The sequence below is a fragment of the Mycobacterium sp. pUA109 genome, from assembly GCF_041287095.1.
Lineage (GTDB): Bacteria > Actinomycetota > Actinomycetes > Mycobacteriales > Mycobacteriaceae > Mycobacterium.
Window position 1 is genome coordinate 157,556 of record NZ_JBGGKS010000014.1, and the last position, 23,883, is coordinate 181,438.

Annotated in this window: 22 protein-coding genes; 16 read left to right on the forward strand and 6 right to left on the reverse strand. The window is 67.6% G+C overall.

Annotated features, from left to right (window positions below):
* Positions 1 to 4: 4 nt before the first annotated feature.
* Genes ACAG26_RS17325 through ACAG26_RS17335 form a run of 3 tightly spaced genes read right to left on the reverse strand, consistent with a single transcriptional unit; the run spans position 5 to position 2,728 of the window.
* A complete protein-coding gene (locus tag ACAG26_RS17325; protein WP_370484300.1) occupies positions 5 to 976 on the reverse strand; it encodes a 2-hydroxyacid dehydrogenase in 972 nt (323 codons plus the stop codon).
* Positions 967 to 2,103, reverse strand: a complete 1,137-nt coding sequence (locus ACAG26_RS17330; protein WP_370484301.1) for an alpha/beta hydrolase — start codon at positions 2,101 to 2,103, stop codon at positions 967 to 969. Before ACAG26_RS17330 ends, ACAG26_RS17325 begins: the two co-directional genes overlap by 10 nt.
* Position 2,104: 1 nt before the next feature.
* Positions 2,105 to 2,728 (reverse strand): TetR/AcrR family transcriptional regulator, encoded by a 624-nt coding sequence (locus ACAG26_RS17335; protein ID WP_370484302.1) that lies wholly within the window; start codon positions 2,726 to 2,728, stop codon positions 2,105 to 2,107.
* An 88-nt stretch (positions 2,729 to 2,816) separates the two neighbouring features.
* Between ACAG26_RS17335 and ACAG26_RS17340 the strand changes: the two genes are divergently transcribed.
* Positions 2,817 to 3,392 carry a VOC family protein gene (locus ACAG26_RS17340; RefSeq protein ID WP_370484303.1) on the forward strand — a complete coding sequence of 192 codons (576 nt, stop codon included), beginning with the start codon at positions 2,817 to 2,819 and terminating at the stop codon, positions 3,390 to 3,392.
* On the opposite strand, the gene ACAG26_RS17345 is transcribed toward ACAG26_RS17340, so the two are convergent.
* A complete protein-coding gene (locus ACAG26_RS17345; protein WP_370484327.1) occupies positions 3,389 to 4,030 on the reverse strand; it encodes a TetR/AcrR family transcriptional regulator in 642 nt (213 codons plus the stop codon). The two genes, ACAG26_RS17340 and ACAG26_RS17345, sit on opposite strands and share 4 nt — an antisense overlap.
* A 69-nt stretch (positions 4,031 to 4,099) precedes the next feature.
* Here ACAG26_RS17345 and ACAG26_RS17350 point away from each other — a divergent pair, with 69 nt between their 5' ends.
* From ACAG26_RS17350 to ACAG26_RS17385, 8 genes are all read left to right on the forward strand, one after another.
* Positions 4,100 to 5,014, forward strand: coding sequence for an oxygenase MpaB family protein (locus ACAG26_RS17350; protein WP_370484304.1), 915 nt, complete (start codon positions 4,100 to 4,102; stop codon positions 5,012 to 5,014).
* A gap of 34 nt (positions 5,015 to 5,048) precedes the next feature.
* Complete coding sequence (locus tag ACAG26_RS17355) at positions 5,049 to 5,966, forward strand: LysR family transcriptional regulator (RefSeq protein WP_370484305.1); 918 nt, start codon at positions 5,049 to 5,051, stop codon at positions 5,964 to 5,966.
* 228 nt (positions 5,967 to 6,194) lie between these two features.
* Complete coding sequence (locus ACAG26_RS17360) at positions 6,195 to 7,409, forward strand: PucR family transcriptional regulator (RefSeq protein ID WP_370484306.1); 1,215 nt, start codon at positions 6,195 to 6,197, stop codon at positions 7,407 to 7,409.
* Positions 7,410 to 7,839: 430 nt separating this feature from the next.
* A complete protein-coding gene (locus ACAG26_RS17365) occupies positions 7,840 to 9,582 on the forward strand; it encodes a GMC family oxidoreductase (protein ID WP_370484307.1) in 1,743 nt (580 codons plus the stop codon).
* A gap of 217 nt (positions 9,583 to 9,799) precedes the next feature.
* Positions 9,800 to 10,954, forward strand: a complete 1,155-nt coding sequence (locus ACAG26_RS17370) for an NAD-dependent formate dehydrogenase (RefSeq protein ID WP_370484308.1) — start codon at positions 9,800 to 9,802, stop codon at positions 10,952 to 10,954.
* 121 nt (positions 10,955 to 11,075) lie between these two features.
* Positions 11,076 to 12,527 (forward strand): catalase, encoded by a 1,452-nt coding sequence (locus tag ACAG26_RS17375; protein ID WP_370484309.1) that lies wholly within the window; start codon positions 11,076 to 11,078, stop codon positions 12,525 to 12,527.
* A 27-nt stretch (positions 12,528 to 12,554) separates the two neighbouring features.
* Positions 12,555 to 14,009, forward strand: coding sequence for a catalase (locus ACAG26_RS17380; RefSeq protein ID WP_370484310.1), 1,455 nt, complete (start codon positions 12,555 to 12,557; stop codon positions 14,007 to 14,009).
* Between the two features lie 237 nt (positions 14,010 to 14,246).
* Entirely contained in the window at positions 14,247 to 14,459 is a 213-nt protein-coding gene (locus ACAG26_RS17385; protein WP_370484328.1) for a DUF2945 domain-containing protein, read from the forward strand.
* Positions 14,460 to 14,866: 407 nt separating this feature from the next.
* On the opposite strand, the gene ACAG26_RS17390 is transcribed toward ACAG26_RS17385, so the two are convergent.
* Positions 14,867 to 16,318 (reverse strand): catalase, encoded by a 1,452-nt coding sequence (locus tag ACAG26_RS17390; protein WP_370484311.1) that lies wholly within the window; start codon positions 16,316 to 16,318, stop codon positions 14,867 to 14,869.
* Positions 16,319 to 17,134: 816 nt separating this feature from the next.
* Here ACAG26_RS17390 and ACAG26_RS17395 point away from each other — a divergent pair.
* From ACAG26_RS17395 to ACAG26_RS17405, 3 genes are read left to right on the forward strand one after another with little or no spacing between them, the layout of a single operon-like run.
* Complete coding sequence (locus ACAG26_RS17395; RefSeq protein ID WP_370484312.1) at positions 17,135 to 18,421, forward strand: sulfite oxidase; 1,287 nt, start codon at positions 17,135 to 17,137, stop codon at positions 18,419 to 18,421.
* A gap of 10 nt (positions 18,422 to 18,431) precedes the next feature.
* Positions 18,432 to 19,508 carry a GTP 3',8-cyclase MoaA gene (moaA, locus tag ACAG26_RS17400; RefSeq protein ID WP_370484313.1) on the forward strand — a complete coding sequence of 359 codons (1,077 nt, stop codon included), beginning with the start codon at positions 18,432 to 18,434 and terminating at the stop codon, positions 19,506 to 19,508.
* 34 nt (positions 19,509 to 19,542) lie between these two features.
* The gene (locus ACAG26_RS17405; RefSeq protein ID WP_370484329.1) at positions 19,543 to 19,965 is read left to right on the forward strand and encodes a molybdenum cofactor biosynthesis protein MoaE; all 423 of its coding nucleotides are present in this window, start codon (positions 19,543 to 19,545) and stop codon (positions 19,963 to 19,965) included.
* A gap of 3 nt (positions 19,966 to 19,968) precedes the next feature.
* Here ACAG26_RS17405 and ACAG26_RS17410 read toward each other — a convergent pair whose 3' ends face one another.
* Positions 19,969 to 20,508 carry a hypothetical protein gene (locus tag ACAG26_RS17410; protein WP_370484314.1) on the reverse strand — a complete coding sequence of 180 codons (540 nt, stop codon included), beginning with the start codon at positions 20,506 to 20,508 and terminating at the stop codon, positions 19,969 to 19,971.
* A gap of 96 nt (positions 20,509 to 20,604) precedes the next feature.
* Here ACAG26_RS17410 and ACAG26_RS17415 point away from each other — a divergent pair, with 96 nt between their 5' ends.
* The 4 genes from ACAG26_RS17415 to ACAG26_RS17430 all read left to right on the forward strand — a co-directional run bounded on the left by ACAG26_RS17415 (position 20,605) and on the right by ACAG26_RS17430 (position 23,867).
* Positions 20,605 to 21,009 (forward strand): hypothetical protein, encoded by a 405-nt coding sequence (locus ACAG26_RS17415; RefSeq protein ID WP_370484315.1) that lies wholly within the window; start codon positions 20,605 to 20,607, stop codon positions 21,007 to 21,009.
* The gene (locus ACAG26_RS17420) at positions 21,006 to 21,785 is read left to right on the forward strand and encodes a hypothetical protein (protein ID WP_370484316.1); all 780 of its coding nucleotides are present in this window, start codon (positions 21,006 to 21,008) and stop codon (positions 21,783 to 21,785) included. Before ACAG26_RS17415 ends, ACAG26_RS17420 begins: the two co-directional genes overlap by 4 nt.
* A gap of 190 nt (positions 21,786 to 21,975) precedes the next feature.
* Positions 21,976 to 22,284, forward strand: a complete 309-nt coding sequence (locus ACAG26_RS17425; protein WP_370484317.1) for a PE family protein — start codon at positions 21,976 to 21,978, stop codon at positions 22,282 to 22,284.
* A 2-nt stretch (positions 22,285 to 22,286) separates the two neighbouring features.
* Complete coding sequence (locus ACAG26_RS17430) at positions 22,287 to 23,867, forward strand: PPE family protein (RefSeq protein WP_370484318.1); 1,581 nt, start codon at positions 22,287 to 22,289, stop codon at positions 23,865 to 23,867.
* The last annotated feature ends 16 nt before the right edge of the window (positions 23,868 to 23,883 follow it).

Genomic DNA, 23,883 nt, shown 5'->3' on the forward strand with positions numbered 1-23,883 from the left:
GAGCTTACTCGTCGGTCAGGAGACGGATCGAGGGGCCATTCACCACATGTGCTACCTCCTCACCGTCGCGCAAACGGCGGCAATTGTCGATGGCGATGTCCAGGTAGCGTGCCATGGTGTCGGCGGTGTACCAGCTGACGTGCGGGCTCAGTACCACGTTGTCCAGAACCAGCAGCGGGTTATCGGCCGGCACCGGCTCGACGGCAAACACGTCCAACCCCGCTGCGGCCAGCCGGCCGTCGCGCAGCGCGTCGATGAGCGCGTCCTCGTCGACGATCGGACCGCGAGAGGTGTTGACCAGCACCGCGCCCCGCTTCATCCCGGCCAACGCCGCCCGGTCCAGCAGATGATGGGACGCGTCGGTGAGCGGCAGGTGCAGCGAGACGATATCGCTGGCGGCCAGCAACTCGGGCAGCGGCCGCCAGCCGGGCCGGCCGTCGTCGCCGGTGCTGGTGTGCAGCACGGTGGCGCCCATCGCGGCGACCATCTGCTCGACCCGCTGGGCGATATTGCCGTAGCCGACCAGCCCGACGGTGCACCCGCCGATATCGCGGCAGTGCTGGCCCAGCTCGGGGTCGGCCGGCCAGCCGCGGCCGGCGCGGGTCGCCCGGTCCAGCGTGATGAGCCGGCGCAGCGCGGCCAGCATCAGCAGCACCGTGCCCTCGGCCACCGACGGCGCGTTCGCGCCGGGCATATTGGCGACCGCGATACCACGCTCGGTGGCGACGCCGACGTCGACGGTGTTCACTCCGGCGCCGAGCTTCTGCACCAGCCGCAGCCGCGGGGCGGCCCGCAGATCGGCGGCCGGCAGCGGCCGCAGCACATGCCAGATGACCTCGGCCGCGGGCAGTTCGGCGTAGAAGGTGGCGTCGTCGTCGGCGGCGCACCACCGCACCGTCAGCCAGTCCGCTTCGCGCGCCACCCGCTCGAGCACCGCCTCGCCCGGCACGAAGTGGGCCAGCACCGTCACCGCCACCGTTTAGCGATCCACTTGGCGATGGTGTCGGCCTGCTCGCTGCGCGCACCCGGGGTGGTGAAGTAGTGGTCGCTGTCGATCGAGCACAGGGTTTTGTCGGCGCTGGCCAGCGCGTCATAGATGCGCTGGGCATCCGACGGGTACACCCCGGTGTCGCCGTCGGCGTTGATCACCAGCGCCGGGCAAGTGATCCGGGCCAGGTGCGGTTCGGCCCGGGTCTGTGCGGTCCGCAGGCTCCACATCCCCAGCCAGTTCCGTAGCGTGCAGGCCGCGGCGATGCCGTGCGCGGACCGGTTCGCCTTGACCGGCACCCCGGCGTAGCACATGTTCGGCTGGCGTTTGGTGGGCTCCAGCGTCGGGTCGACCATCCGCGGGTCGGCCCAGGTCCGCATCACCGTGAATGGGCGGTCGGAAAACCCTGCCGCCCGAACGCGTTTGAGCTCGGTCTGGGCCCAGTCGGTGATGGCGTGATTGCGCGCCACCTGGGCCGCCCGGTAGGCGGCGACGAACTCCGGTGGGTACGGCGGGCCGTTGTGCTCGTTGAACAGGTCCAGGGCAGGATCGGTGGCGACCGGATCGTTCTCGTCGACCACCGCGCCGTCCATCCACGCGGTCAACACCTCGGGGCGCCCGGGATGCGCGGCGCTGGCCACGTAGCCGTCGGCGGCGGGCAACTCGGCGAGCCCGGCCGCCGGCCGCATCCCCGGCAGCGGGGTCACATTGGGGTCGACGGCTTGGGACTGATAGGCGGCCATCAACGACCCGCCGCCGGAATTGCCCAGCAGCACCACGACGTCCACCCCGGCCACGTCGCGCAGCCAGCGCACCCCGACCCCGATGTCCACCAGCGCGTGATCGAGCAAAAAGCTGCTCTCGAAGCCGCGGAAGCGGGTGTTCCAGCCCAGGAACCCGATGCCGCGGGTGGCGATGTAGTCGGCGAGGTAATGCTCGGAAAAGTCGATCTGGTAGTGGGTGGCGATAATCGCCACCTTCGGTTTGCGGCCCACCCCGCGGTGATACAGCCCCTGGCAGGGGTGACCGCCGGCGCCGGCGCGCCGGGCGGTGGGGGAGTCCAGCCCGATGAACTCGCGGACAACACCCGGTGTGCCGGTGCGGGATTGAGTCATATCAGCTACCCTCCCTGCAGTAGATGGCGCGGTAGAAAACGTTGCTCAACGTGGTGATGCAGGCCTCGTCGTCGGGATCGCTGGCCGCCCCGCTGAGCTGGACGTAGCAGAACTGGTTGAACATGGCCACGATCGCCTCGGCGAGCAGCCGAGGATCGTCGCCGGCACAGTAGCCCTCGTCCTGGGCGCGTTTGACCATCTCGGTGATGAAAGCGATGGGAATGGCGCAGATCTCGGCCCAGTACTGGGCGAAGTCGTCGTTGACCATCGCCAGCTGGGACACCCCGATCATCTCGGCCAGCCGGTGGCGGTAGGTCCGCCAATGCGCGGCCGCCGCCTCATGCGCGCGCTCCCGGTTGGACAAGCCGTGCCGGGTCACCGTGGCCGCGCGCCGATTCGCCTCGTCGCGGAACCGCAGCGCCCATTCCCGCAGCATCGCCTCTTTGGAGTCGTAGTAGTTGTAGAACGACGCCGTCGACTTCCCGGCCTCCGCGGCGATATCGGCGATGGTGGCCGCCAGAATGCCTTTGCGCGCGATCACCGCCCGCGCGGCGGCGTCGATCGCGGCCTGGGTCTGCCGGCCGCGGGCGGTGGGCTGCCCGAGCTGGCTGGATTGCGCCGACATGTGACTCCCGGTTTCGACGGCATTGATCGAATCTGAACCTGATGTTAGATTCAGATTCAGTCCTTGCCTAGCGCTCGGAGGATTCGAGATGATCCGACCCCACAACACCAACAGCGAATTCGACCTGGGCGGCTTCAACCACGTCGCGCTGGTGTGCTCCGATATGGCCCGCACCGTCGACTTCTACACCAATGTGCTGGGCATGCCGCTGGTCAAGGCGCTCGATCTGCCCAATGGGATGGGCCAGCATTTCTTCTTCGACGCCGGCAACGGCGACTGCCTGGCGTTCTTCTGGTTCGCCGAGGCCCCGGATTCGGTACCCGGAGTCACCGCCCCGGCGGCGATCCCCGGCATCGGCGACATCGTCAGCGCGGTCAGCTCGCTGAACCACGTCGCCCTGCAGGTTCCGCCGGAGAAGTTCGACGAGTACCGGGTCAAGCTGAAGGCCAAAGGCGTGCGGGTCGGCCCGGTGCTGAACCACGACGAATCCGAGATGCAGGTTTCGGCGACGGTGCACCCCGGAGTCTACGTGCGCTCATTCTACTTTCAGGATCCCGACGGCATCACACTCGAGTTCGCCTGCTGGGTCAAGGAATTCACCGAGGCGGACACCCGGACGGTGCCGAAGACCGCCGCGGACCGCCGGGTTCCGGCCGCGCACTAGTCGCGGTACAGCGCGGGGTCGGCGAGTTCGTCGAGCAGCGAGGTCAGCTGGTCAACGAGCTGGTCGGGCTGCAGCCGCACCGCACCGGCCAGCCAGGCGCTGAGGGTCTGGGCCACCCCGCCGACCACGAAATGGGCGGCGGCTCGGATCCGGTCGTTCTCCGGCACCTGCAGCGCGTTCTCCACGTGCCGGCCGGACAGCATCGCGAACAGCGTGCTGGATTCAACGCGCTTGCGGACCAGCACCGCGTTGGCCAGCTCCGCGCTGAACAGCAACCGGCCGATCCGGGCGTCGCCGGCGATGGTGTTGACCAGATGCGCCATCCCGGTGCGGGTCTGCTGGGCGGGCGGCACCGCCGCCACCGCGGACTGGGTCGAGGTCGCCAAATCGGTGATCACCCAGTCGAACACCGCGCCGACGAACTCGTCCTTGTCGGCGAAGCTCTCGTAGAAATACCGGGCGGCCACCCCGGCCCGTCGGCATACGCCGCGCACGGTCAGCTCGGCCATCTCCTGCGGGGCGGCCCCGAGCAGGTCCAGGCCGGCGTTGAGCAGGCGGGCCCGGCGCGCGGCCAGCCGGTCGGCTGCCTGGACGCCACGGTAGGGGCGCTCGCGCACGGCTGGAACCACGCCCACCATCTTGACAGTTGTCAACCGCGCGTGCAATATCGGGAATCAGACGTTCTCACAATTGGCGAGGAGCAGGCGATGACTGTCAGCGAGTCGATTCCCCTGGTCGAGCGCACGGTCAGCGATGCGCTGGACCGGTCGCGCCCGGCCCGGCGGCGCCGCTGGCTGCCGCAGGTTGCCTGCACCGACAACATGATGATGGGGGCGGCCCTGTTGGCCGGCCCGGCCAACGTGATCATGCAGCTGGCCAGCCCGGGCGTGGGCTACGGCGTGCTGGAGAGCAAGGTCGAAAGCGGTCGGGTGGACCTGCATCCGATCAAGCGGGCCCGCACCACCTTCACTTACCTGGTGGTGTCCACCCAGGGCAGCCCGGCGCAAAAGGCCGCGTTCCGGGAGGCGGTCAACACCGCCCACCGCCAGGTCCGCTCCACCGCCGAAAGCCCGGTGAAATACAACGCTTTCGATCCCAAGCTGCAGCTGTGGGTGGGTGCGTGCTTGTACAAGGGGCAGGTCGATATCCACCGCATCTTCCTCGGCGAGATGGACGCCGACCACGCCGACCGCCACTACCACGGCGAGGGCAAGGCGATGGCCACCATGCTGCAGGTGCCCGAGGACATGTGGCCGGCCAACCGCGCCGCGTTCGACCGGTACTGGCAGGAGCAGCTGGACCACGTGCACATCGACGACACGGTGCGCGAGTACCTGTATCCGATCGCGGCGTCCCGGATGCGTGGGATGACCCTGCCCGGCCCGCTGCAGCGGGCATCCGAACGCATGGCCCTGCTGATCACCACCGGCTTTCTCCCGCAACGCTTCCGCGACGAGATGCGGTTGCCGTGGGACGACGTCAAACAACGCCGGTTCGACCGGCTGATGCGGGTGCTGCGGGTGGCCAACAACCTGCTGCCCGGGTTCATCCGGAACTTCCCGTTCAACGTGTTGCTGTGGGACGTGGATCGCCGCATCAGGACCGGTCGCCCGCTGGTGTAGCCGCAAACCGGTCAACGGCGTGGTCCAATGGGCCATGCTGTTTCGTCAGCTGGAATATTTCGTCGCGCTGGCGCGGGAGCGGCACTTCGCCCGTGCCGCCGCCGCCTGCTATGTCTCCCAGCCCGCGCTGTCGGAGGCGATCCGCAAGCTCGAACACGAGCTGAAGGTGCCGCTGGTGCGGCGCGGCCAAAAATTCGAGGGCCTGACCCCGGAGGGGGAGCGGCTGGTGCTGTGGGCGCGGCGCATTCTGGCCGACCGGGACGCGCTCAAACAGGAGGTCACCGCCCTGCAGACCGGGCTCACCGGCGAGCTGCGGCTCGGGGTCATCCCGGCCGCCGCGAGCACGGTGGCCCTGCTCACCGACCCGCTGTGCGCCGCGCACCCGCTGGTGCGGGTGCAACTCGAGACGAGTCTGCGGTCGGCCGACATTATCGAGCGGGTCCGCCGGTTCGAGCTGGATGCCGGCGTCATCCACCCGGACCGGGAGGACACCGCCGATTTGGTGGTCACCCCGCTGTATGAGGAGCAGCAGGTCCTCGTCGCCGGCACCGACCTGCTCACCGGCCAAGCCGACACCATCAGCTGGGCAGATGTCGTGGAATTGCCGATGTGCCTGCTCGCCGGCGGGATGCGCGGTCGCCGGCTCATCGACGATGCGCTGGCCACGCACGGCCTGGCGGTGACACCGCGGCTGGAGACCGATTCGGTGGTGGCCCTGCTCGCCCACGTCGGCACAGGCCGGTGGGCCACGATCGTTCCGCAAACCTGGATCCGTGCCCTGCGGCTGCCCGGTACGGTCACGCTGCAGCTGCGCGATCCGTCGCTGACCGCGCCGGTCGCGTTGGTGACCAGCGCGGGGCAGCCCGGCTCGGTGCTGGCGCGCACCTTGCTGCAGACCGCGCGCGAGGCCGGCATCGGTGCTGTGCTCGGTGGGCCGCCCGCCGCGGGCTAACGATTCACCGCTCGATTGGTCTGGCCTATCACCCGGTCGGAAACGCGTCTTGGACACCGTCAACCTCGTCCCCGCAGACTGAAAAGCACGTTAGGAAACGACGAAATTCAGCGGGGTGTCCGATGGCTAAGATCCCTTGTGGGATAAGCTGTTTCGCGGATCTGACAGGTGCCCGTGCCTTAATGGTGGGGCACGGTCAGACGTCGCAATCAATTGTCGGGTGCCGCGATGAATGAGCGGGCAACGCCAATCGATGGTGCGACCAACTCGCACCGGCGCCGCGAAACTTTCGACGGGCCCAGAACCCCGGACGCGGACTGGGCGATGCTTGTCGACGCGTTGCGGGGCGAGCGCAAGACGCTTGCCCGGCGGGTCAGTGAAGCTCTCCGGACCCGGCTTCCGTCGTATCGCTCGGTTCCGTTAGGGGTGCTCGATGCCGAGGTCGAACTCGCGGTGGACCGGGCATTGGGGTCGGTCCACCCGGGGCGCGCGACCGTCGACGATGAGGACCTGGTGGAGCTTGCCGCGATCGGCGAGACCCGGGCGCGTCAGGGCGTCGGCATCGACGACCTGCTTCGTGGCTGGCGCATCGGCGTCGAGGTGCTGGTGAGATGCGCGCGGGAGACCGCCCAAGATTTGGGTATCGACGGCGTTCAGGTTTTGGAGTTTGTCCAATCGATGCTGGCGTGGTCGGACACGGCGATGATCGCCACTGCCAGCGCGCACCGACGGGTGGAACGTGCGTTGGCGTCCGCGGCCGACGAGGACCGGGAACGCTTCGTGCGGACGACGTTATTGGGTGCGGTCTCGACCGCTGAGCTGCGTATCCACGCCGAGATCTACGGACTCGACCCGGTCGGTGAGTACGTTGCCATCCGGGCGCGGCTCGGCGAGGGTGTCTCGCGACGGCAGCTCGAACAGGCGCTGGGCTTTCGGGATGGAACGCAACACCCGCGCGGACTGTGCGCCCTGGTGGACGGTGACCTCGCCGGTTTCCTGATCGAACCGCCGCCGAGCAACATCGATGCGGTGGTCGGGTTCGGGCCGCCGCGGCCGCTGCAGCGCCTGACCGAGTCCTACCGGCTGGCAGCGCGTGCGCTGGTGACCGCCGAGGCCTGCACGCTGCGGGGCTCCCACGACATTGCTTCGCTGGGCCTGCGCTCGGCGGTGGCGATGGACGCCGACGTGGGCGAGTTGCTACGCCGGCGTTACCTGGAGCCGTTGACCGCGGGCGGCTCCGCCGACGATCTGATCGCGACGCTGCGGGCCTATCTGGCCTGCGGAATGCGGGTGGAAAGCACCGCGACCCGGATATTCGTACATCAGAACACCGTGCGATATCGGCTGGCCCGCTTTGAAGAGCTGACCGGGGCCAGTCTGCGCGACACGGAGGTGCTCATCGAGCTGTGGTGGGCGCTCGAGTTGTCGGCGATGCGCATGTAGGGGCGCCCAAAGCGGGAACCGAAATCTCGGAGCCGGCTCCGTAGCCACCCAATCGCTGCGAGGGGACAGTCAAACGCAGAACTGCGGTACGTCTCCACGCAAATAGGGATGCGACGGCTTTCGGCCCGTGTTGGCGGGATGGCGACGGGTAGCGAACCCCGCGCCGGGGAAGCTGACCTGACGCTCTCGAACGAAACGGCAAGCCGAGAGATGTGTTCTAGGCCTGGCCGGTGAGACTGAAATATGTTGACACAACGACCAATTAAGCACCTCGAGTGGCGCTGCCACGGGCAGCTACCCATGCTGCTGCCTGGTTTGTAGTCACCACCAAAGTCGGCGGGGATATCTCGGAGTCGGCTCCGTAGCTATCGAACCGGGGACCGCAGATGCTGCTAGTTGCAGATGACGATCCCGAACCGAGGAGGAACTGATGGCCAACGTGCCCGATGGAGCTAGTTTTGACTTCGTAATCGTTGGCGGTGGGACGGCGGGCTGCGTCGTCGCCGGCCGCCTGGCCGAGAACCCCAACGTCAGGGTCCTGATCGTCGAGGCCGGTGTCGGCAACCCCTGGGACCTTGACGGGGTCACCACCCCGGGCACGGCGATGGAACTCCGCCACAGCCAATATGACTGGGACTACAAGGCGAAGTTTGTTGACCGCGGCGTGTGGGAACGCATCGACAAGCAGGACACCCGCGGCAAGATCCTCGGCGGCAGTTCCTCCGCCAACTACTTCAGCTGGGTCCCCGGCTGCAAGCCGACATACGACCGCTGGGCGGAGTACGGAGGCTCCGAGTGGACCTGGGAGCCGCTGGTTCCGTACTTACGCAAGAGCGCGACCTACCACGACGACTCCGGGACATTCTCATCCGACCTGCAGAAGATCGGCGCCGGCGGTCCGCTGCCCATTTCACACAACCTGATCCCGGAATTGCAGCCGTTCCGTGATGTCATCACCAAGGCCTGGACGTCCCGGGGTGAGCCGCTCACCGAGAACATCTTTGACGGTGAGATGCAGGGCCTTACCCACGCCGTCAACACCATCTACCGGGGCGTGCGCTCCGGCAGCTTCCTGTTCGTGAAGGACAAGCCCAACGTCACCATCGTGCCCGAAGTCCGCTCCAAGCAGCTGATCGTCGACTACGCCGAGCGCACGGCCAAGGGTGTGACCGTCATCGACCCCGCCGGCAATGAGCGCAACTACTACGCCACCCGTGAGGTCATCCTCTCTCAGGGCGTCTTCGAAAGCCCGAAGCTGCTGATGCTCAGCGGTATTGGCCCCGCGCGCGAGCTGGCCAAGCACGGCATCCCGGTGGTCGTCGACTCGCGCCACGTCGGCCAACACCTGTATGACCACCCCGGTGTCCCGTTCGTGCTGCGGATCAAGGACGGCTTCGCGCTGGACAGCAGCCTGTTGCGGCCGGGTCCCAAACACGACGCGGCGCTGGCCGCGTACGCGAAGGATCACTCCGGGCCGTTGGGCTCGGGCCTGTTGGAGATGATCGGATTTCCCCGCGTCGACAAGTACCTGGAGAAGGACCCGGTCTACCTTGAGGCCAAGGCCGCTAACGGCGGACTTGACCCCTTCTCGCCGGAGGGGCAGCCGCACTTCGAAATCGACTTCGTCCCCGCGTTCGGCAGTGCGTTCCAGTGGCAGTACCCGACACCCCCGGACGGCGACCACATCACGGTGATGGTGGACCTGGTCCGTCCGGCCTACGACGGTGGTGAGCTAACGCTCAACAGCGATGACCCGTTCATGGCGCCCAACATCAACCTGAACTACCTGTCCAATGAGCTGGACATCATCGCGTTGCGCGAGGGGGTCCGGTTCGCTTACGACATTCTCACCAAGGGTGACGGTTTCAAGGACCTGGTCGTCAGCCAGTACCCGTGGGATATGCCGCTGCATTCCGACGAATTGATGAGGACGTCCGTCCAGGACCGCGTCCAGACGTCGTATCACCCGTGCGGCACCAACCGGCTGTCGAAGAACATCGAACAAGGTGTGGTCGACCCGAAGCTGAAGGTGCACGGCATCAACAAGCTGCGTGTCATCGACGCTTCCGTCTTCCCGATCATCCCGGACTGCCGCATCCAGAACACCGTCTACATGGTGGGGGAGAAGGGTGCCGATCTGATCAAGGCCGACCACACGGACGTCTTCAAGTAATCCGGCGTGCTGCTCGCCCTGCGACCCGCTCCGGGGCGCGGCGGCACTCGGGGGCAGCCCGGGACCACCCGTGCTGCCCCCGGCCTGCCGTGATCGGTCTGGCCTATCAGCCGATCGGCGCTACGCCTTGGACAGCCGGGTGTTGCCCGACAAGACTGAAAAGTGGCTGAAGCAACGACGAACTCAGCTCAATATTTCCGCTTTTGAGGAGGAACCGATGGCGAAGTGCGTGATGGTGCTGTACCCGGATCCGGTAACCGGGTATCCGCCGAAGTATGCCCGCGACAGTGTCCCGGTGATCGACAGCTACCCCGACGGCAGCAGCTTGCCGACTCCGTCGAAGATCGACTTCACGCCCGGCGAGCTGGTCGGCTGTGTGTCGGGGGCGTTGGGCCTGCGGAAGTTCTTCGAGGAGAACGGGCACGAGTTGGTGGTCACCTCGGATAAAGACGGCCCGGACTCGGAGTTCGAGCGTGAGCTGGTCGATGCCGACATCGTGATCTCGCAGCCGTTTTGGCCGGCCTACATCACCAAGGAGCGGTTTGCCAAGGCGCCCAAGCTCAAGCTCGCTTTGACCGCCGGCATCGGGTCGGATCATGTGGACCTGCACGAGGCGCAGGCCCGCGGGGTGACGGTCGCCGAGGAAACCTGGAGCAACAGCGTCAGCGTCGCCGAGCACGCGGTGATGCAGATCCTGGCGTTGGTGCGCAACTTCGTCCCGTCGCACCAGTGGGTCGTCGATGGCGGCTGGAACATCGCCGACTGCGTGCAGCGCTCCTACGACGTGGAGGGCATGGACGTCGGGGTGATCGCGGCCGGCCGGATCGGGCGGGCGGTGCTGGAGCGGATGAAGCCGTTCGGCGTGAACCTGCACTACTTCGATGTGCACCGGCTGTCGCCGGAGCTGGAGCAGCAACTTGGCGTCACCTATCACCCCGACGTGGAGTCGCTGGCCCGCTCGGTGGACGTGGTGTCGATCCACTCACCGCTGATCGCGCAGACCCACCACATGTTCAACGAGAAGCTGCTCAAGTCGATGCGGCGCGGCTCCTACATCGTCAACACCGCCCGCGCCGAGGAGACCGACCAGAAGGCGATCGTGGCGGCCTTGGAGAGCGGCCAGCTCGCCGGCTATGCCGGCGATGTGTGGTTCCCGCAGCCGCCGCCGCCCGATCACCCGTGGCGCACCATGCCCAACCACGCGATGACCCCGCACATCTCGGGTTCCAGCTTGTCGGCGCAGGCCCGCTATGCCGCCGGCACCCGGGAGATCCTCGAAGACTGGTTCGCCGGCAGGCCGATCCGCTCGGAGTACCTGATCGTCGAGGGCGGCAAGTTCGCGGGCACGGGGGCGAAGTCCTACGCACAGTAGGCCGCAGACCGACTCGGCGGGGCGGGTGCACCGCCCCGGCCCGCCGAGTCGTCCAACGCTCCGCCCACGGCAGGGCGGTCGGTGACATCAGCTCGACCCACAACACCGAGAGGACGGCGAAATGACGGACAACTTCACCACAACCGATGGGGGCGCTCCGGCGCCGAGCAATGAGCGCTCGTTGACGCTGGGGCCCAATGGCCCGATCCTGTTGCAGGACACCTACCTCATCGAGCAGTTGGCCGCGTTCAACCGGGAGCGGGTTCCGGAGCGCCAACCGCACGCCAAGGGGACCGGGGCGTTTGGCCGGTTCGAGGTGACCAATGACGTCAGCGCCTACACGAAAGCCGCCGTATTTCAGCCGGGCGCGGTGACCGACGTGTTCGTGCGAGTGGCCGGCAACGCCAGTGAACGGGGCAGCGCCGATACGCTGCGCGACTCCCGGGGATTCTCGCTGAAGTTCTACACCTCCGAGGGCAACTACGACATCGTCGGCAACAACGTGCCGATCTTCTTCATCCGGGATCCGATCAAGTTTCCCAACCTGATCCGCTCCAACAAACGTCGCGCCGACAACGATTGCCACGACCACAACATGGTGTGGGACTTTTTTACCCAGTCGCCGGAGTCCGCGCATCTGGTGACGCTGATCATGGGGGACCGGGGCATCCCCAAAACGTATCGGCACATGAACGGCTACGGGTTGCACACGTTTAGCTGGACCAATCTCGGCGGGGAGATCTGCTGGGTGAAATACCACTACAAGACCGATCAGGGTGTCCAGTGTTTGACCCAGGAGGAGGCCGACCGGCTGGCCGGGTCCGACCCGGATTGCTGCCAGCGGGACTTGTTCGACGCGATCGCGCGGGGGGAGTTTCCGAGTTGGACACTTTACGTGCAGATCATGCCCTTCGAGGACGCCAAAACGTATCGGTTCAACCCGTTTGATGTGACCAAGGTGTGGCCGCATGCCGACTACCCGCTGATCGAGGTCGGGCGGATGACGTTGGACCGCAATCCCACCGATCACCACACCGAGGTGGAGCAGGCCGCGTTCGGGCCGCACAACATCGTGCCCGGCACCGGGCTCAGCCCGGACCGGCTGTTGTTGGGGCGCAGCTTCGCCTACGCCGACGCCCATCGGGCGCGGATCGGCGTCAACCACCATCAGATCCCGGTGAATGCGCCCAAGGTGCCGGTCCGCTCCTACTCCAAGGACGGCCGGATGCGGGTACAGAACGTGTCCGACCCGGTGTACACCCCGAACACCGTTGGCGGTCCGGTCGCCGACCCGGCACGGGCGGCCGAAGTTCTGTGGGCCGCCGACGGGGAGATGATGCGCGCCGCCTACACCCTGCGCCCCGCCGACGACGACTGGGGCCAGGCCGGCACCTTGGTACGGGAGGTGATGGACGACGCGCAGCGTCAACGACTGGTCCACAACATCGTTCTGCACGTGTCCAACGGCGTGACGGAGCCGGTGCTCTCGCGGGTGTTCGAATACTGGCGCAACGTCGACGCTGAAATCGGGAAGAAGGTCGAAGAAGGGGTACGGGCGAACCTCAACCACTAGCACGCACGGGCGCAGGCTGGGCGCGAGATGGCGGACAACTTCACGACGACGGGCGCGGGTGCGCCGGCGCCGAGCAACGAGCGGCCGCTGACGCTGGGGCCCAATGGTCCGATCCTGTTGCAGGACACCTACCTGATTGAGCAGTTGGCGGCGTTTAATCGGGAGCGGGTTGCGGAGCGGCAACCGCATGCCAAGGGTGCCGGCGCATTCGGCCGGTTCGAGGTCACCAACGATGTCAGCACCTACACCAAGGCGGCGCTGTTTCAGCCGGCTTCGACCACGGAGGTGTTCGCCCGGTTTTCGTCGGGTAATAGCGGTGAGCGCGGAAGTGCGGATACGGTGCGCGATAACCGCGGGTTTTCGGTGAAGTTCTACACCACCGAAGGCAACTTCGACATCGTCGGGAGCAACGTTCCGGTGTTTGCCATCCGGGATCCGATCAAGTTTCCCAACTTGATCCGCGCCGGCGGGCGCCGCGCGGATAACGACTGTCACGACCACAACATGGTCTGGGACTTTTGGACGCAGTCACCGGAGACCGCGCATCTGGTGACGGTGGTGATGGGCGATCGGGGTATCCCGAAGACGTTGCGGCATATGAACGGCTACGGGTTGCACGCATTTAGCTGGGTCAACGTCGGTGGCGAGATTTCTTGGGTCAAGTACCACTTCCTCTCCGATCAGGGAGTGGAGTGTTTGACCCAACAGGAGGCCGACCGGTTGGCCGGCACCGATCCCGACCGTTGCATGCGGGATTTGCACGCGTCGATCGCGCGGGGTGAGTTCCCGAGTTGGACACTCTACGTGCAGATCATGCCGTTCGCCGACGCCAAGTCCTACCGGTTCAACCCGTTTGATGTGACCAAGGTGTGGCCGCACGCGGATTATCCGCTGATCGAGGTCGGGCGGATGACGTTGGACCGCAATGTGACCGATCATCACACCGAGGTCGAGCAGGCGGCGTTCGGGCCGCACAACATCGTGCCCGGTACTGGGCTCAGCCCGGACCGGTTGTTGTTGGGGCGCTGCTTCGCCTACGCCGATGCACACCGCGCTCGGATCGGGGTCAACCATCATCAGATCCCGGTCAACGCCCCTAAGGTGCCGGTGCGCAGCTACTCCAAGGACGGGCGGATGCGGGTGCAGAACGTGTCGGATCCGGTCTACACGCCGAACACCGTTGGCGGCCCGCACGCCGACGTGGTACGGGCATCCGAAGTCGGGTGGCACGCCGACGGGGAGATGATGCGCGTCGCCTACACCCTGCGCAAAGACGATGACGACTTCGGCCAGGCCCGAACGCTGGTCCGCGCGGTGATGGACGACCAACAACGGGCACGGCTGGTCTCCAACATCGTCGGCCACGTGTCCAACGGCGTCAAAGAGCCCGTCCTGTCCCGCGTTTTCGCCTACTGGCACAACATCGACCCCGACCTCGGCCAACAAGTCGAACAGCGCGTCCGCGCCAACGCGCGTAGCTAAAGCCGCGATCGGCTGCCGCTGGCGCGAGTGGCACTCTCACTACGCGACGCGCCGACGATGCGTCGTGAGAGTGCCACTCGGCGGTCATCAAGGCGGTCTGGGGCGGGTGTGATGCAGGCCTCACGACGTCCCGATCGAGGTCACCCACTCCAAGGCCCGGTGACGTTTGCCGCGCTCGGTTTGAGAAATCGGGACATGGGGCACACCGCGGCGAGGGACGGAATCGAGGAGCGGCGTATGTCCACACGTTTCCAGGTCGGCGACCATGTGCGGTGGAACTCCGAAGCGGGCCACGTCAGCGGCACGATCACCAAGGTCCACACCGAAGACACCGAATACAAGGGGCATAAGCGTCGGGCCAGCCAGGACGAACCGCAGTACGAAATTAAAAGCGATAAAACCGATCACATTGCGATGCACAAGGGATCGGCACTGGAAAAGATCGACTGAGGCGGTGCCCGGGCCGTAGTGCCCGCCGGGCCGGTTGCCGGTTCCGGCAGGTTTGGCCTGCGTGTATGTCAGGCCGTGCCGCCCGTTTGTTCCCGCAAGACGACGATCCGCCAAGAGTTCGTCGGTTGACGACGTCGCTGCGCGGGGGCGGGGTGCGTAGCTTTTATGACGAACGCAACGGCGGAATTCGACCAACTCAGAATGCTAAAGCCGAAGCGGTTTAGAGAAACTCGTGAATCCGACCCCAGAAATGAGTAAAGCGATGTTCGCTGCCATTTTCATTATGCTGATCGTCGTGGCGCCGGTGTGGATCCCGGCGCTCATCTCCGGTGGCCACGCCCTGGCGAGCAGGAAGCGCGCGGCCCTCGACAACGCGTCATGATGCAGCGCCTCGCGGACCAGCGGCCTTACCGGCCCCGGCTGGCACGCACGCCGTCTTCGACCTTCTTACCGATATCGGGGTCGATGTTGCGCCAGTATTCGAACACCCGCGACAACACCGGGTCTTTCACGCCGACGGAGACGTGGTGAACGACGTTGTGCACCAGCCGTTGCCGCTGCGCGTCGTCCATCACCTCACGCACCAGGGTGCCGGCCTGGCTCCAGTCGTCGTCGGGTCGCAGCGTGTAGGCCGCGCGGATCATCTCACCGTCGGCGGCCCAGCGCACCTCGGCCGCCCGCGCCGGATCGGCCTTGGGGCCGCCAACGGAATTGGGCACGTACACCGGGTCGGAGGCGTTGCTGAACCGCATCCGCCCGTCCTTGGAGTAGGTGTGCACCGCGCACCGGGGGGCGTTGACCGGCAGCTGGTTGTGGTTGACCCCGATCCGGGTGCGATGGGCGTCGGCGTAGGCGAAATGCCGTCCCAACAGCAGCCGATCGGGGCTCAGCCCAATCCCGGGCACCAGATTGGACGGGGCGAACGCCGCCTGCTCCACCTCGGCGTGGTGGTCGGTGACGTTGCGGTCCAGGGTCAGCTTGCCGACGTCGATCAGCGGGTAATCGGCGTGCGGCCACACCTTGGTCACGTCAAACGGGTTGAACCGATAGGATTTTGCGTCCTCGAACGGCATGATCTGCACCTTCAGCGACCAGCTCGGAAACTCCCCGTCCGCGATCGCGTCGTGTAGATCCTGCATGCAGCAGTCCGGATCGCTGCCGGCCAGCCGGTCGCCCTCTTCCTGGGTCAAGCACTGCACCCCTTGATCGGACTTGAAGTGGTACTTCACCCAGCAGATCTCTCCGGCGGTGTTGACCCAGCTAAAGGCGTGCAGGCCGTAACCGTTCATGTGCCGAAACGTCTTGGGGATGCCCCGATCGCCCATCACCAACGTCACCAGATGCGCCGTCTCGGGGGACAGCGTCCAAAAGTCCCACTGCATGTTGTGGTCGTGGCAGTCGGTGTCGGCGCGACGCTTGGAGGAGCGGATCAGGTTGGGGAACTTGATCGGATCGCGGACGAAGAAGATCGGGACGTTGTTGCCGACGATGTCGTAGTTGCCCTCGGCGGTGTAGAACTTCACCGAAAACCCGCGGGTGTCGCGCAGGGTGTCTGCGCTGCCCCGCTCGCCGGCGTTGGTGGCCAGCCGGGCAAACGCCTCGGTCACCGCGCCCGGCTGAAACACCGCCGCCCGGGTGTAGGCGCTGAGATCGTTGGTGACTTCGAATCTTCCGTAGGCCCCCGTCCCCTTGGCATGCGGTTGCCGTTCCGGCACCCGCTCCCGGTTGAAGTTGGCCATCTGCTCGATCAGGTAGGCGTCCTGCAGCAGAATCGGCCCGTCGGGGCCCACGGTCAGCGACTGGGTGTCGCTGGGCGCCGGGGCGCCCGCATCGGTCGTGGTGAACTTGTCCGTGGTCATGAGCGCCGCTCCTCGAGTTGGTTTCGGGCAGGCTTCCCCGTGCGTCGGCAGGCGGTGCGCGCGCCCCACATGTCACCGACTAGCCAGCGGACCGAGGGTGCGACCCATTATTCGCCGGGTAGACGCGGCCAGCGCTGTCATTGACGAATGTTGTGGGAGCTGCTGAAAACACCGCGCGAACCCTGTGGTGACGACCAAACGCCACGGACCCCCGTCCGGGCGCCACCCGGCCCGCGTGTTCCGCAAATGACCGTCGCAACGAGAAACGGTCACTCAATTGCGGAGAATGTCCGCGGGTGCATTGGCCGCGCTCCGAGCGCACCGATTTCCGTCCGCCACGGCATACTGTTCCCGCAAACCATGATTGATATTCGAAAATCTTTCGCATTTGCGGATCGCCGGGTGGGCCGCCGATGTCGCCGAGGGGTCCGGCCGCGGCCATGCTAACGCTGGGAGGGGTTCGGTGTCACCGAAGTGCCTCTGCCGCAACATGAGTACGCGGATACCGGATCTGCGCTGACGCGGGTCAAGAGGCCCCAGTCAATCCGTAATTGCGTCGCAGAATTGGAACTCAGCCAGCAATTGCGGTGTCCGCTGGTGGGGCTGGTGTTGTACGTCTTTGGGGGGATGTAACACCGTATCAACATCACTTTCAGCAATTCGCACAACATTCACCAATGCGCCTGCTTCCGCGGTTTATCGGGCGAATAATGACGTCTAGCCTGGTTCCCGCTGACTCGTCGACGATGGCTGGCGCGCGTCGATTACCGCCAGCAGCGAGGGCGGCAGCGATCCCGACCCGCATGAGGAGGCACGATGAGCACCAAGACGCAGGCCTATCCGACCGCGAACGGCCGACGCTTCACCCTGGATGTGCCGCCCGCTGCGCTGGCGGCGTCGCGCGCGGACCCGCACGCCGACAACGACATACCGCCCTACATGGACTATCAACACACCGACCGGCTGGACAACTTCACCGTGATGGAGGTCGCCGGCAAGAGCCGCTGCCACGGCATGCATCTAGAAGGCCTGGCCCACCCGATCACCCCGATCGGCATGCACTACCTGCTGATCCACTACGACATCCCCTACATCGACGAGAAGAGCTACCAGGTCAAGGTCGACGGCCTGGTGAAAAAGAAGCTGACGTTGGACATGGACAAGCTGCGCAGCATGCCGAAGGTCACCATCCCGGCCACGATGGAATGCTGCGGCAACGGCCGGGCCAGCCAGCGCTGGCGGCTGTGGGCGCACGTGCCGTGGAACCACGACGCGATCGGGACCGCCGAGTGGACCGGCACGCCGCTGCGCGGGGTCCTCGAGGAAGCCGGCCTGCACGACAACGCGGTGGAAATCCTGTTCACCGGGCGGGACAAGGGCATCCAGGGCCCGCCCGACGGCGCCGAAGTGCAGTACTTCCAGCGCAGCCTGACCGTCGACTACGTGATGAACCCCGACAACGATGTCCTGCTGTGCTACGAGATCAACGGCCAGCCGTTGCCGCCGCAGCACGGCTTCCCGCTGCGACTGCTGGTGCCGGGCTGGCTGGGGGCCACCAACGTCAAATGGATCGACTCGATCGAGGCGATCGACTGGCGGCTCACCAAGAACCAGATGAAGTGGTACAGCTACGCCGAAAACGACGAAGACCCCAACCGCATCCCGTGCACCTTCGAGAAGGTCCGGGCGATGATGATCCCGCCCGGCATCCCCGACTTCTTGTGTCGGATCCGCCACCTGGAGGAGACGGACGCCGTCGAGTTGCGGGGCCGGGCCTGGGCTGGCGGGCTGGGCATCCAGAGCGTGGAGGTCAGCCTCGACGGCGGCGACACCTGGTCGTTCGCGAAACTCGACAAACCGTTCGGCAAATGGGCCTGGGTCGGCTGGTCGTTCACCTGGCAGCACGTCACCCCCGGTGAGTACACGTTGCGGTGCCGCGCCAAAGACGAGCGGGGCAACATGTCGATGGACGACGATTCGGCGCACGACTACTACGCGATGGACATCCCCAAGTCGCAGTACGTCGATGTGAACGTGTACCCCAGGGGCACGCTGACGGTGGGCAACAAGATCGACTGCCCGGTGCAGTTCCCGTCACTGTGAACACGCCGGCATGACGGTCACGGCGCTGGGTATTCCGGTGGTGCTGCGTCGGGTTGAACCGCGCAGCACCGCGGTCCCGTCACACGGTCCGCTGATCGACAGCTACGGGCGGGTGGCCACCGACCTGCGGGTGTCGGTGACCGATCGGTGCAACCTGCGGTGCACCTACTGCATGCCCGCCGACGGCGTGCCGTGGCTGCCCCGCCAGCAGCTGCTGCGGCCCGACGAGATCAACCGGTTGGTGCGCATCGGCGTGACGCGGCTGGGGGTGAGCCGGGTGCGGTTCACCGGCGGAGAACCGTTGCTGGCCAAGCATCTCGAGGACCTCGTCGCCGCCGCGGCGGCGCTGCGCCCACGCCCCCAGCTCGCGCTGACCACCAACGGGGTCGGATTGGCCGCGCGGGCGCAGGCGTTGGCGCGGGCCGGCTTGGACCGGGTCAACGTGTCGCTGGACAGCACCGACCCGGCCCACTTCGCGGCGATCACCCGACGCGACCGACTGGCCGAGGTGTTGGCCGGCCTCGCCACCGCGCATGCGGCCGGGCTGCGGCCGGTGAAAGTCAACGCGGTGCTCGATCCCACCACCGGCCTCGACGACGCGGTGCCGCTGGTGCGGTTCTGCCTGGTGTCCGACTACCAACTGCGGATCATCGAACAGATGCCGCTGGACGCCGGACATCAGTGGCGCCGCGACGCCGAAGTCACCGCCGACCAGGTGCTGGATAGGCTGGGCCGGCATTTCACGCTGCAGCCCGATCCCGCGCCGCGCGGTTCGGCGCCCGCGGAGCTGTGGCAGGTCACCGACCGCGCGAGCGGTGCCAGCGGCCGCGTCGGCATCATCGCGTCGGTGACCCACAACTTCTGCGCGGCGTGTGACCGCACCCGGTTGACCGCCGACGGGCAACTCCGCAGTTGCCTGTTCGCCCGCGAGGAGACCGACCTGCGCGGGCTGCTGCGCGGCGGTGCCGACGACGACGCGATCGAGGCCGCTTGGCGGGCGGCGATGTGGGCGAAGCCGGCCGGCCACGGCATCAACGAGCCGGGCTTCGTGCAGCCGTCCCGGCCGATGAGTGCGATCGGTGGGTGACCGGGTGACCGCGACCACGCCCGGTGTACGGTCCGTGCTGGTGCGGCGCGCGGTGGTCACCGAGCAGCCAATCCTGTTGTCCGAACACGAGGAACTGGTCGGCGGGCCGGGCGCCGGGGCCATCGTGGGCTTCGTCGGGACGATCCGCGACCACGACCATGGGCGTCCGGTGCTGCGGCTGGAATATTCCGCGCACCCGTCGGCGGCACGGGTGCTGGCCGAGGTGCTGGCCGAACTCGCCGAGCAATGCGTGGGAGTGCGGGCGATCGCCGCGAGCCATCGAGTCGGGCCGTTGCCCATCGGGGCGGCCGCGCTGGTGGCGGCGGTCGCCGCCGACCATCGGCAGGCGGCGTTCGCGACGTGCGCGCAACTGGTCGACCTCGTCAAGGCGCGGCTGCCGGTGTGGAAGCATCAGTTCTTCGCCGATGGCACCGACGAATGGGTGGGCTGCGCCTAACGCCTAAGTGGTCCGGCGGCCGCGATCCAGGCCGAACGCGATCGCCCAACCGAGCAGCCCGGCCACCAGTCCGAACCCGAGGTGAAACAGCACCCGTTCGGTCATCCCGGCCGAGGCCAACACCAGCAGGTGGCCCCCGCCGAGCATGGGCGCGAGCGAACCCGCCAGGGCGACAAGGTGAATCGGGGCGGCCGCCAGCGCGACCAGCCAGCGGCGGCGACGCACCACCGGTGCGGCGGCCACCGCGTACAGCAGCACCGCCGCGGCCAGGTAGCGGGCGCTGTCGGCGGGCCCGGGCGCCAAGTGCAGCAGCAATGACGCCACCGTCGACCCCGCCCCGACCGCCAGCACCGTTTCCCGCCGCCGCGTGGTCAACGCCACCGCCACCAGCAGTGTCAGCCAGATCAAACCACGGTGCCCGGGCAGCCCCATCGGGATGCGCAGGTCGGCGTACCCGACGATGACGGCGACCGCGAGCACCGGAAACACCACCTCGCGGGCCCAGCGGCTCACCGCCGGGTTTGTCGACTGCAGCACGGTCACCGGCTCACGGTAGGCCCGCGCGTCAGCCCCGCACAACCTCAGTTGCGGAGCGTCGCCGGCTTGAGGCTCCGCTGATACGACCCATAAGGTCGATCGGTGCGCGCGTTCACCGGACAGCTGCTGATCCTGGCGATCTTGTTGCTCGGTGGGTGCGCGGACCGGGGCGTCGACCTCGCGGTCAGCGAGAACGGCCGGGCGCTGGCCGATTTCACGCTGGCGCGGTTGCGCGAACTGCGCCAGGTCGAGATCGCGACACCGCAGTCGCGCGGCGCGCAAGTCCAGCACGGACCCACGGTGCGCTCGGTGCTCGACGCCGCCGGCGCGACCCAGGTGGACCGGGTGCGGGTGGAGGGCCGCGACCCGGCGCAGACCCTGACCGGCGAGCTGACCGAGCGGGTCATCTTGAGCGAGACCAAACGCCACACCCTCAAGCTGGTCGGCGCCGATCTGGACCGCGGCCGCTGGGTCCGCGACGTCACCGCCCTGGTGGTCAACCCGTGACCGCGCAGGCCGGTGTCGACCTGCTGATCGGCATCGACGACACCGATGACCTGTGGAGCCCCGGCACCGGCCGTCGCGCCCGGGCGCTGCTGGTCGAGTTGGCGGCCGCCGGCCTGGGGTCGTCGGCCGGGGCGACCCGCCATCAGCTGCTGGTCGACGACCGCATCCCCTACACCTCGCACAACTCCAGCGCCTGCCTGGCCTGGCGCAGCCCCGCCGGCAACCCACGCGACGTGCGGGCCGCGGTGATCGAGCGGGCCGGGCGGTTTTTGGAGCGGGTGTGCCCGCCCGACGCCGACCCCGGTCTGGTGGTGGCCGTGCCCGACGACCTCGGTGAGGCTGCGGCGCTGCTGGTGCAGTTCGGGCAGCGGGCCAAACGGGAGGTGCTGCGCCCCGCCGAGGCCCGAGGACTTGCCGCCCGGGTGGGGGTGCACCTGTCCGGGCACGGCGGCACCGAGGACGGGGTACTGGGTGCGCTGGCCGCGGTCGGGCTGCACCTGTCCGGCAACGACGGGCTGTTCATCACCCTGCCCGGCCTGGAAGACCTGCCCACCGAAGCCACCGTCGACGAGCTGCGCGCACTGGTGCCGATCGACGAGGTCCGCGACGGCGCAGGTCGCGCACCGGCGCCCAGTGAGCCCATTGAGCTGGGTGACTGGGTGCGCCCGGTGCTGCTCGACGGCCGCAGCGTGCTGTTGTTGGACCCGCCCCGGCAGCGGCCCGACGGCGGGCGCAGCTGGCGCACCGCCCCGCGCGCCGTCGTCAAAAAGCACTGATCGCGCGGGGCTCGGCGTCATTGGCCCGACCTGAAACCGCAGCCGCGGCAGCCCCGCCGACGCGGCCTGGGCAAATCATGACCGGATCCGCGCCGCAATCACTCAGTTGCGGGTCAACGTGCAGGTCATCCGGAGTAAAGTCCGTGGATGCGCGCCTGCCGCGCGGTGGCACCAGGAAGGAGTTCCGATCATGACGCTGCAAGTGGTTCCCGAGGGCTTGGCCGCGGCGAGCGCAGCCGTCGAGGCGATCACCGCCCGGCTGGCCGCCGCACATGCCGCCGCCGCCCCGGTGATCTCGGTGGTGGCCCCGCCGGCGGCGGATCCGGTATCGCTGCAGTCGGCGGCGGCGTTCAGCGCCCGCGGCGGTCAACATTCGGCGGCGGCGGCCCAAGGTGTTGAGGTGTTGGGCCGGGCCGGGGTCGGGGTGGGCCTGGCCGGCGCCAGTTACGCGGCCGGCGATGCGGCGGCGGCCGCGACCTATCTGGGTGCCGGCGCCTGAGCATGATCGCGCCGGTCTGGATGGCGTTTCCGCCGGAGGTGCATTCTGCGCTGCTGAGCAGCGGTCCGGGGCCGGGGCCGTTGCTGGCCGCCGCCGGGACATGGAGCTCGTTGAGCACCGAATATCAAGCGGCGGCAACCGAACTCACGGCCGCGCTGGCCGGCGCGCAGCAGATGTGGGAGGGGCCGACGGCCGAACAGTATGTGGCCGCGCACATGCCGTATCTGGCGTGGTTGGGGTTGGCGAGCGCGGTCAGCGCCGAGACGGCCACCCAGCACGAGGTCACCGCCGGCGCCTATAGCGCCGCGCTGGCGGCGATGCCGACCCTGCCGGAGCTGGCCACCAACCACGTCGTGCACGGGGTGTTGGTGGCGACCAACTTCTTTGGCGTCAACACCATTCCGATCGCGGTCAACGAGGCCGACTACGCGCGGATGTGGACGCAGGCGGCCACCACCATGAGCGCCTATCAGGCCACCGCCGAGTCCGCCAGTTCGGGCAGCGGCGCCGGGTCCGGCGCGGGTTCGGGCAGTGGGTCGGGTGCGGGGAGCGGTACCGGCAGCGGTTCCGGTGCGGGCAGCGGTTCCGGCGGCGGGGGAGGCGGCGGCGGGGGCGGCGGCGGGTCGTTTCAGCTGCCGACCCCGGCCGAAATCTGGAACATGATCTTCGGCCCCGACGGGGAGCAGATCCCCGGCCAGGGGCAAGGCAACTGGACCCCGGAACAGTACCTGCAGCAGTTGCCGAATCTATTCACCCAGGTGCCCAGCAGCACCATCGAGTACCTGCTGAATCCCGCGAATTGGGCACGACCGGATTTTCTGACCTACCTGATCGCCTGGAATACCTACCGCGCCGTCAACTGGACGCTACGCACGCTGCGGTTTTTGGTCCAGGAGCTGCCGCTGCTGACCACGGTCGGTCTGAGCCTGGCGGCCAGCAGCCTGGGCGGTCTGACCCCGCTGGCGGGGCTGGCCGGTTTGTCCGGGCTGGCCGCGGTGCCGGCGGGTGCGCCCACCCCGCTGCCGGCGCCGCCGATGCCGATGATCCCCGCGACACCCGCCGTCGGCGTCACGGGCCTGGCCTCGCCCACACCCGCTTCGGTGCCGGCGTCGGCTCCGATGTCGGCGCCGGCGACGGCCCCCACGACGCCGCCGGCCGCACCTGCGGGGGCGGCCCCACCGACGGCGCCGCCGCTTACCGGTGTGGAAGGCGCTGCCTCCTACGGCTACATGGTCGGCTGGATCGGCTCCGGGCTCAGCGCCCCCAGCAGCGCCAGCGCCAAAACTCTCGTCCGGGCGGGGGTGCCGGCGGCGGTGGCCACCGACACCGACCCGACCCAGGAGACGTCACTGCGCCGCCGGCGAAGGACCGGGCTCACCGATCCCGGCCACCGTTACGAATACCTGGAAACCGACGACCCGCACTACCTGGCCTCGGACCGGGGAGCTGGACCGTTGGGGTTCACCGGCACGGTGTCCAAAGCCGGCGCCCAAGCAACCGGGCTGGCGACCTTGGCCGTCGATGGGTTTGGTGGTGGTCCGCGGGTGCCGTTGGTGCCGGAGACGTGGGAGGGGGAGTCGTAGCTGAGGGAACTTTTGG

Coding starts and splice junctions, on each gene's coding strand:
- ACAG26_RS17330 (WP_370484301.1), bottom strand. CDS start 2,103: ATGACTCAATCCCGCACCGGCACACCGGGTGTTGTCCGCGAGTTCATC.
- ACAG26_RS17335 (WP_370484302.1), bottom strand. CDS start 2,728: ATGTCGGCGCAATCCAGCCAGCTCGGGCAGCCCACCGCCCGCGGCCGG.
- ACAG26_RS17340 (WP_370484303.1), top strand. CDS start 2,817: ATGATCCGACCCCACAACACCAACAGCGAATTCGACCTGGGCGGCTTC.
- ACAG26_RS17345 (WP_370484327.1), bottom strand. CDS start 4,030: ATGGTGGGCGTGGTTCCAGCCGTGCGCGAGCGCCCCTACCGTGGCGTC.
- ACAG26_RS17350 (WP_370484304.1), top strand. CDS start 4,100: ATGACTGTCAGCGAGTCGATTCCCCTGGTCGAGCGCACGGTCAGCGAT.
- ACAG26_RS17355 (WP_370484305.1), top strand. CDS start 5,049: ATGCTGTTTCGTCAGCTGGAATATTTCGTCGCGCTGGCGCGGGAGCGG.
- ACAG26_RS17360 (WP_370484306.1), top strand. CDS start 6,195: ATGAATGAGCGGGCAACGCCAATCGATGGTGCGACCAACTCGCACCGG.
- ACAG26_RS17365 (WP_370484307.1), top strand. CDS start 7,840: ATGGCCAACGTGCCCGATGGAGCTAGTTTTGACTTCGTAATCGTTGGC.
- ACAG26_RS17370 (WP_370484308.1), top strand. CDS start 9,800: ATGGCGAAGTGCGTGATGGTGCTGTACCCGGATCCGGTAACCGGGTAT.
- ACAG26_RS17375 (WP_370484309.1), top strand. CDS start 11,076: ATGACGGACAACTTCACCACAACCGATGGGGGCGCTCCGGCGCCGAGC.
- ACAG26_RS17380 (WP_370484310.1), top strand. CDS start 12,555: ATGGCGGACAACTTCACGACGACGGGCGCGGGTGCGCCGGCGCCGAGC.
- ACAG26_RS17385 (WP_370484328.1), top strand. CDS start 14,247: ATGTCCACACGTTTCCAGGTCGGCGACCATGTGCGGTGGAACTCCGAA.
- ACAG26_RS17390 (WP_370484311.1), bottom strand. CDS start 16,318: ATGACCACGGACAAGTTCACCACGACCGATGCGGGCGCCCCGGCGCCC.
- ACAG26_RS17395 (WP_370484312.1), top strand. CDS start 17,135: ATGAGCACCAAGACGCAGGCCTATCCGACCGCGAACGGCCGACGCTTC.
- moaA (WP_370484313.1), top strand. CDS start 18,432: ATGACGGTCACGGCGCTGGGTATTCCGGTGGTGCTGCGTCGGGTTGAA.
- ACAG26_RS17425 (WP_370484317.1), top strand. CDS start 21,976: ATGACGCTGCAAGTGGTTCCCGAGGGCTTGGCCGCGGCGAGCGCAGCC.
- ACAG26_RS17430 (WP_370484318.1), top strand. CDS start 22,287: ATGATCGCGCCGGTCTGGATGGCGTTTCCGCCGGAGGTGCATTCTGCG.